The 8,040-nt window shown below is 38.8% G+C and carries 8 protein-coding genes; 3 read left to right on the forward strand and 5 right to left on the reverse strand.

Annotated features, from left to right (window positions below):
• Positions 1–362 precede the first annotated feature (362 nt).
• Positions 363–686 (reverse strand): DUF6955 family protein, encoded by a 324-nt coding sequence (locus VXK47_RS06195; protein WP_435547901.1) that lies wholly within the window; start codon positions 684–686, stop codon positions 363–365.
• A gap of 323 nt (positions 687–1,009) precedes the next feature.
• The gene (locus tag VXK47_RS06200; protein WP_435547902.1) at positions 1,010–2,194 is read right to left on the reverse strand and encodes an MFS transporter; all 1,185 of its coding nucleotides are present in this window, start codon (positions 2,192–2,194) and stop codon (positions 1,010–1,012) included.
• Between the two features lie 449 nt (positions 2,195–2,643).
• On the opposite strand from VXK47_RS06200, the gene VXK47_RS06205 reads away from it, so the two are divergent.
• The 3 genes from VXK47_RS06205 to tpx are packed head-to-tail and all read left to right on the forward strand — an operon-like array spanning position 2,644 to position 4,362.
• The gene (locus VXK47_RS06205) at positions 2,644–3,471 is read left to right on the forward strand and encodes a secretin N-terminal domain-containing protein (protein ID WP_435547903.1); all 828 of its coding nucleotides are present in this window, start codon (positions 2,644–2,646) and stop codon (positions 3,469–3,471) included.
• A gap of 18 nt (positions 3,472–3,489) precedes the next feature.
• Entirely contained in the window at positions 3,490–3,810 is a 321-nt protein-coding gene (locus VXK47_RS06210) for a YhbY family RNA-binding protein (protein WP_435547904.1), read from the forward strand.
• 36 nt (positions 3,811–3,846) lie between these two features.
• Positions 3,847–4,362: a thiol peroxidase gene (tpx, locus tag VXK47_RS06215; protein ID WP_435547905.1), complete on the forward strand. Its 516-nt coding sequence runs from the start codon at positions 3,847–3,849 to the stop codon at positions 4,360–4,362.
• A 20-nt stretch (positions 4,363–4,382) separates the two neighbouring features.
• Here the strand turns inward: tpx and VXK47_RS06220 are convergent, their stop codons facing one another.
• From VXK47_RS06220 to VXK47_RS06230, 3 genes are all read right to left on the reverse strand, one after another.
• On the reverse strand, positions 4,383–4,664 hold the full coding sequence (locus VXK47_RS06220) for a TMEM165/GDT1 family protein (protein WP_435547906.1): 282 nt from the start codon (positions 4,662–4,664) through the stop codon (positions 4,383–4,385).
• A gap of 19 nt (positions 4,665–4,683) precedes the next feature.
• Positions 4,684–6,708: a transketolase family protein gene (tkt, locus tag VXK47_RS06225; protein ID WP_435547907.1), complete on the reverse strand. Its 2,025-nt coding sequence runs from the start codon at positions 6,706–6,708 to the stop codon at positions 4,684–4,686.
• A gap of 175 nt (positions 6,709–6,883) precedes the next feature.
• Positions 6,884–7,753, reverse strand: coding sequence for a radical SAM protein (locus tag VXK47_RS06230; RefSeq protein ID WP_435547908.1), 870 nt, complete (start codon positions 7,751–7,753; stop codon positions 6,884–6,886).
• Positions 7,754–8,040: the final 287 nt, after the last annotated feature.

Below are 8,040 nucleotides of genomic sequence, written 5' to 3' on the forward strand. Positions count from 1 at the left end.
TCTGACCTGATGGCTTCCAATGCAGCCTTTGCTTTAAAATTCCCTGGATATTGCTTTCTCATTCTGTCTCCTTTATAATGGAGTCAATATCACAGAAAAAGCAGCTTAACCATCAGTTCAAATTTCGGGGTCCATTATAATTTTTAAACGGCTTGATGAGATTACTATCGGAAGCTTAATGTCAGGCAAAAAAAGCAGATAGATGAAGCAAGGCAATACAGGGATAAACTTAAAAAGAATAAAAAATGATTGCAATTTAATCGTCAGATAAGGGTTTTACGGAATACAAGAAACAAAAGATCCCGTTAGAAATGAGTTTTCTAACGGGATTTAAATTACAAACAGATATTCTTGTTCAACCATTAATATCTTGCAGATCTGATAGATTTTCCTGCAAGTGGATTGTAAATTTTCATAATTGCAAATTTAATGACATCTACAGTCTTCATGTCGATTACAATACCAAAAAGTGTATTTTCGGCGTTTTCAGGAATGATGCAGCCGTTGGATGCATCAAATGTCAAATCCGGAAAACCTTTTATAAGTTTCTTATGTTCCTTGTCGGTGAAAGGAACCTGAATTGCCTTCTTGCCGTCAATCTCTTTAACCTGACCGGCCAGCTCAGCGGCTTCAACTTTTTTTAATTTTTCATCATCCAAGAAAATATTGATGTTATAATCTGCCATACTAGTAACCTCCTGTTAAGATTGCTGATTTATTTTACCGCACAAACATGAATATAAAATATTTCTATTACCATCCATAGTGTTTTTTACTAAACTAAAAACACAATAATTTTCCTAAAAAAACTCCTGCTTGCTGTATTATATCAAGCCTTTTTTGTCAAGAATCTTATCTTGAAATAACATGACTAATATCTGAGAGAATCATAAAACCTGCTAACAGGCCGAGGACGGACAAACCTCAGCCTGATCTGGTGACACCAATCAAAAGACTCACACTTTTTGAGATATTGAGCCAATATCCGGGAACTTGATGATTTTGCATTCTATCCGGTATTCGATATAAAATTGTTCCCGCCTTTTTTTGTATCGAAAAGCTTAAATAATATAAAAATTATTCCTCCCATAAGAGCAATTAAGCTGCTTAAACCAAAAAGTGCAGATGAGCCTGCTTTTTCATAAAGCCATCCGCTCAGAAAGAATCCAACCATAAGCCCGAGCCCATAAGTTACAGCATTATTAACTGCCTGACCGAGTGTCTTGGTTTCATCCGAAGTCATGGAATCAATATAAAGAATGCTTGATATATGAAAAGCAGCATAAGTAAATGCATGTAAAGTCTGTGACAAAAGAATAATTACAGGAGATATTGTTAAAGAAAGTATTAACCATCGTAAGATCGCTACAGCAAATGCAAAAATAATAACCGTATTTATAGAAAAATACCTAAAAATTCTTTTTGAATTTATCATCACAAGTATTTCTGCCAATGAGGCCAATCCCCAGGCAACGCCTGTGAATGTACGGTCATATCCTAAGCGTTCAAGATGAATTGAAAAAAATCCATAATACATCCCATGGCTTACAAGCATTAAAAAGGCGCTTGCAAGAAAAATAATGACTTCCCGTTTTTTTAAAAGCCTTATGGCTTCATTGTAGAAAGGCTTATTGTTAGCAGTTTTAACATCAGAAATTTTAGTTGCCAAAGCAGCTTGTAAAGCAGAACCAATAAGAATAAAAAGAAGGATTATTCTGATAGGATATATATCAAGAATTTTTCCCAGTATAAATACTGTCACAATAAAAGCTATAGTGCCCCAGACTCTTATGCTGCCATAGCTCTTCTTCTTTTTACCGAGCATCTCTATAGTAAAAGTTTCAAGGAAAGATATTATCGGAGAATAAAATACCGTATAGCAAACCGTGATTATAAGCATTGCCCAGAAATCTGAAGTAAAAAAATAAAAACACCAGATTGCAACGCTTATAAAAAGGCAGGTCAGATATATTGTTTTTCTTGTCTGAAAGCGATCTGCAAGAGTTCCCATAATAAGAGGCGATATTATCATTACAACTGATCTTGTAGCGGATAAAGCTCCTATCTGAAAACCCGTAAAACCGATTTTATAACAGTATAGATTAAAATAGGGCAGAAATGCCCCCATTACGCCAAAATATAAAAAGTACTGGGAAGCAAGAATATACCTGCCTTTAAACGAAGATTCAGTCATAATTATTTAATACGGTATTTGGAGAAAAACTTCAATTTGAATATGAGAAGTTTTTTAACTTAATTTTCCCACCCTATAAAGGGGGATACGTGTATATCTCTATACGAAGCTGCATTCAAAATGATAACAAGGCGGCAAGGAGGAGGCGACGCAGGCGTACATGAACAGTACGTCGAGGAGCCGACGACGAAGCCAACACAATTAGCGTTTGAATGCGACTTCGTATTAATTAAGGACAGTCATGTTTTATGCGTTTTCACGAGACCTTGTGCCTTTGTAAGGTTTTAGAAACAAAATATTGTATTGCCGGTTAGTTTTTATTAAAATATTTCAGTCGTTGTTTCCGTTATTAAATGAATAGTTGCTACTTGCATTTTAAAAAGAGATAATTCAGGAAAAACCAATAATGCAGATTCAAGATAAGGGATGAACGTTATCCGGATCTTAAAATGACAAATATTTATATAAAAAAGCATCTTTTAAGTATTATAATCATGTGTTCTTTTATCTGTTTATCATGTTTTGCTGATACTGTTGAAATCATACAGATCCGTTATCGAAGTGCCGGGGATGCTCTTAAGATAGTTGAAAGTCTGATTACGCCGGATGGTTCCGTGACTATGGATGAGCGGACAAATTCTCTTGTTGTAAAAGATTCTGAACAGTCCGTTACAAGAATACTGCAGGTGATGCAAAAATTTGACAAAGCAATTGAACAGGCTAAAGTAAGAATAAGATTTACTGAAAACGAAATCGATGAAAACAGATCCGTTTCGATTACAGGCGGGGTCCATGGGAAGCACGGCAGAATATCTTCCGGGGCGAATCCGGATGGAGTCGATGTCCGGGTTAAAGATGTTGATAAAAGAAAAAGCGCCGGGAATGAATATTTTATAAATGTTGCTTCGGGAAGTCCTGCTTATATTATAACCGGCAAAAGGGTTCCTTATAATGAGAGATGGATAAATCTTAACAGAAGGCATCCGGTTGGTATGGACACTGTTGTTTTTGAAAATGTGGAAACCGGCCTTGAGGTCACACCCGTAATAAGGGGTGATCATGCTGATATAAAAATTGTTCCAAGAATTTCAGATCGTAAGCAAGGTGGCATAATCAGATATAGTGAGGCTGCAACTGTTATAAATGTGCCTTTGGGAAAGTGGGTTACCATAGGCGGGGCTGATAAGAATCAAAATGAAGTTTTACAAACTTTTTTTGAAAATAGTGGAAAAGATAAAGTCTCATATTTTTCGATTTCCATAATGGTGGAAAAATAACTTGATGAAAGGATGCTTTTGAAAAAACTTAAAGGTTACCAGAAAAAATATTTAAAAGGCCTTGCGCACAAACTTAAGCCTTATGTTTTTGTAGGACAAAAGGGTTTAACGGAATCGCTGATAAAATCGATTTCCGATGCTCTTGAAAAACACGAACTTATAAAAGTCAAATTTCTTGATTTTAAAGAAAAAGAGATGAAAGAGGAAATATCATCTGAAATCGAAATAATAGCTGAATGCGAGCTTGCAGGAATTATCGGACATATTGCAACGTTTTATAAACAGAATAAAGATCCCAAAAAAAGAGTGATTATTGTTCCTGAGAGAAATGAAGACTAATAATGAGTTAAAAACATAAAACAAGGAGGAGACGAAATGCAGGAAAGATCCGGGTTGGTAACAATGAAGGGAAATCCGCTTACACTCACGGGTAACATCTTAAAGGTCGGAGATAAAGCTCCTGAATTTGAAGTGACTGATAATGATATGAAACCTGCGGGCCTATCAACTTTTGCAGGTAAAGTTTGTATTATTTCTTCGGTTCCTTCGCTTGATACTCCGGTTTGCGATATGGAGACAAGGCGGTTTAATACGGAAGCTGCCGGACTTGGCAATGATATTGTGATTTTAACAATCAGCATGGATCTTCCCTTTGCCCAGAAACGCTGGTGCGGGGCTGCCGGAGTTGATAAAGTGGTTACTCTTTCGGATTATAAGACAGCATCCTTCGGATCAGCATATGGCGTTTTGATAAAAGATCTGAGGCTGCTTGCAAGGGCTGTTTTTGTAATAGATAAAAAAGGGATTATTCAGCATATCCAGATTATAAAAGAAATTGCTGAAGAGCCCGATTACAAAGCAGTGATTAAGGCTGCAACCGGGCTTGTTTAATTTATAGTATCATCAATTATTTATGTGGCTTTCAGCACAGCGTAAATAGTCCACACACCTACTGCGATAAAAAAGATACCTGCTGCTATTTTAATATAGTTTACAGGTATTACTCTGCTTATAGCGGTTCCACAGAGAACCGCTATAAGCGAACTTAAAACAAGAGCACCCGCAGAACCAATGAATACGGAAACTTTTGAATCATTATCAGCGCTTAAGCAAAATGTGGCGAGCTGCGTTTTATCTCCAAGTTCTGCGAGAAAAACCATCACAAAGGTGGTCGCCAATATCTTGTAATCCATAAACATGAAATCCTTTTTATTAAAGCTTTAGCATCTTAGCCGCTTTTTGCACTATATTGTCTGAAGTAAAACCATAATTTTTCATCAGTGTGCCGCCCGGTGCCGAAGCTCCGTAACCGCTGATGCCTATTATTTCTCCCTTATCTCCTGCATAGCGCTCCCAGCCCATGGTAATTCCTGCTTCAACCACGATCCGGTTTGATGTATCCTGCGGAAGAACTTTATCTTTATACTCAGCGGAGGCTTTCTCAAAAAGTTCAGTGCTTGGCATGCTTACAACTCTTGCAGCAACTCCTTTTTGTTCAAGGGTTTTTGCCGCTTCAATTGCGATATTAACCTCAGAGCCTGTAGCTATAATTATAAGAGACGGCTTTTGCGGCGAATCATAAATAACATATGCGCCGTTTTCAAGAAGGCTTTCGGAATTTGATTCGGTTCTTTCTATTATAGGAAGATTCTGGCGGCTAAGAATAAGCGCAACCGGGCCTTGTGTGTTTTTGATTGCATAGCGCCAGGCCTCTTTTGTTTCATTGGCGTCACAGGGTCTTATAACGGTTAATCCGGAAATTGCGCGTAAGCTTACAACATGTTCGACTGGCTGATGCGTCGGACCGTCTTCTCCAACGGCTATGCTGTCATGAGTGAATACATATATAACGGGTATCTTCATCAGAGCGGCTAAACGAATAGAAGGACGCAGGTAATCGGAAAACACTAGAAATGTTCCGCCAAACGGCCTTATCCCTTTGTGAAGAGCCATGCCGGAAAGTATTGCACCCATAGCATGTTCCCTTACCCCAAAACGAATGTTCCGGCCATTATAGCTGTCTTTCTGGAAATCAAATGAGTCTTTTATTAACGTGTTGTTTGAAGGCGCCAGATCGGCTGATCCGCCTATAAGATTTGCCACTTTCCCGGCAATTGCGTTTAAGACCTTGCCTGATGCCGATCTTGTAGCAATTGCTTTGTCCGTATTTGAAAAAGAGGGAAGATCGCTATCCCAGCCTTCGGGTAAATCGCCGCTTATCGCATCTTTTAATCCGGCTGCAAGCACCGGAAAATCTTTTTCATATGATTTGACCTGCCTTTGCCATTTTTTCTCGGCTTTTTTACCTTTATCAAGGCACTGACGGCAGAACTCAAGAGCTTTGTCTGTGACGCAGAAAGGGGTATCATCGGGACAGGAAAGGTTTTTCTTCGTGAGACGAATTTCTTCTTCGCCCAAAGGTGAGCCGTGGGCATCCGGTGTATCCTGTTTGTTGGGACTGCCGTATGCAATGTGAGTGCGCAGCATAATTAACGACGGCTTATTCTTTTCGGCTTTTGCTTTTTTAAGAGCTTTAAAGATCGCATCAACGTCATTTCCGTCTTCAACTTTTTGCACATGCCAGTTGTAGGCTTTGAATCTTGCGCCTACATCTTCTGTGAATGCGATAGCAGTAGTTCCTTCTATCGATATTTTATTATCATCATAAATGCAGATAAGTTTTGAAAGTCCGAGATGACCTGCAAGAGAAGCCGCCTCGGAAGTGATTCCTTCCATGAGATCACCGTCGCCGCAAACAACAAACGTGTGATGGTCCACAATTTCGCATTCTTTGGTGTTATAACATGCTGCAAGATGCCTTTCGGCCATTGCCATCCCGACTGCATTGGTAAAGCCCTGGCCAAGAGGTCCTGTGGTTGTTTCAACACCGGATGTATGCCCGTATTCCGGATGTCCCGGGGTTTTGCTTTGCCACTGCCTGAAATTTTTTATGTCATCGAGTGAAAGATCATAGCCGGTTAAGTATAACATGCTGTAAAGGAGCATGGATGCATGTCCGCCGGAAAGCACAAATCTGTCTCTGTTAAACCAGGCAGGATTTGCCGGATTATGTTTTAGCATGCGTGTCCAGAGAGTATAAGCTAAAGGCGCAAGCCCCATTGGTGCACCCGGATGGCCTGAATTGGCCTTCTGAATTGCATCCATTGAAAGCGCGCGTATTGTATTTATGCAAAGTTGATCTAAATCTTTTTGGTTTTCAGGCGTGTTGTTACCCATATTTTTGTCTCCTTAGTTATAACTTTTTTCAAATCATCATATTTTTTAAAGCTGGTTTTATTGTTATTGGACGGCTTGTTATACCTGTTTTAAATCATACGCAAGGAATTATTGAGGTAGAATAAAATCAACTTAATTATCAAAAGGTTATAAAAAATTACTGGTTTAATTCCGCTTACATTGCCCGCATTGATTCCGGCCTTAATGCAATTTGGCCCGCAAGAGCCTTATCGATAAGACTTAATGTTGCCTCCTTGTCTCTGGGAAGTCTTGCTCTTATCGACAGATAATTTGAAGCGTGATTGGCATGAAATTGTCCTTTTGAAACATTTGTGGCTTCTATCATGGCGCGAAGCTCTTTTAACATTTCAAGGGGTGTAATAAGCTCGAATTTTCCCGATTCATAATCGTCATATAAAGGAGTTCCCGGAATAAGCATCAGACTTAAAGCGCCCATATATTCCGGACTTATAGCAGAAAGCACTCTACCGGTTTCTTTTGCATGAATAATGGATCGTTTCCTGCCCGCTATTCCCAGAAGAACTGTAATTGAAAGTTTCAGGCCGGCCTCTTTGGCTTTTTTACCCATTTCTATCATATGCTGCGAAGTGGCTCCCTTTTTAATGTTTTCAAGAGTCACATCATCGCCTGATTCAAGACCCATATAAAGAATACCTAAACCGAGAGCTTTGAGCTCCTTAAGCTGATCAGGAGTTTTTGAATTTATACTTTTGGCATTGGCATATGAACCGATTCTTGTAACCCAGGGGAGCTGTTTTTTTATTTCGGTAAGTATTTTCACCAGCCTTTTCTGAGGAATTATAAGAACATCTCCGTCACACAGAAAAACCCTTAGCTGGCGTTTACAGTATTTAGCTGCAAACTCTATATCCTCCATTATAATGGAATCGGATTTAATTTTAAAGCGTTCCCCCATATAAGTGCCGCAAAAAGTGCATTTATTCCTTGAACATCCCACAGTAACCTGAATAAGGATGCTGTCCGCCTCGCTGGGCGGCCTTATAATATTGCCTTCATAATGCATATTTTTATTCTCCTGCAATAAATATCGTTATTATAGAAATATACAACTAACAAAAAACCGAACAAAGGTCAAAGGTGTAATAAAACAGAGTCAGTGTGACCGTATCTGGAATTTATCAAAATAAAAGAACCTTTTAATATAAACACATACAGCGGTGGTCGGGATTGTTTGAACAGCAAAATGCTTTTTTTAAGTGATAAACTGCTTATTCAGGCTGCTGCCTCTTTCCTGGGAAATGTTTCCCAGTAGACCATATCCGGTGTTTTTTTGTCAAGTTTTTGATGCGG

The organism is Desulfobacterium sp. N47 (genome assembly GCF_051233685.1).
Taxonomy (GTDB): Bacteria; Desulfobacterota; Desulfobacteria; order Desulfobacterales; family RPRI01; genus RPRI01.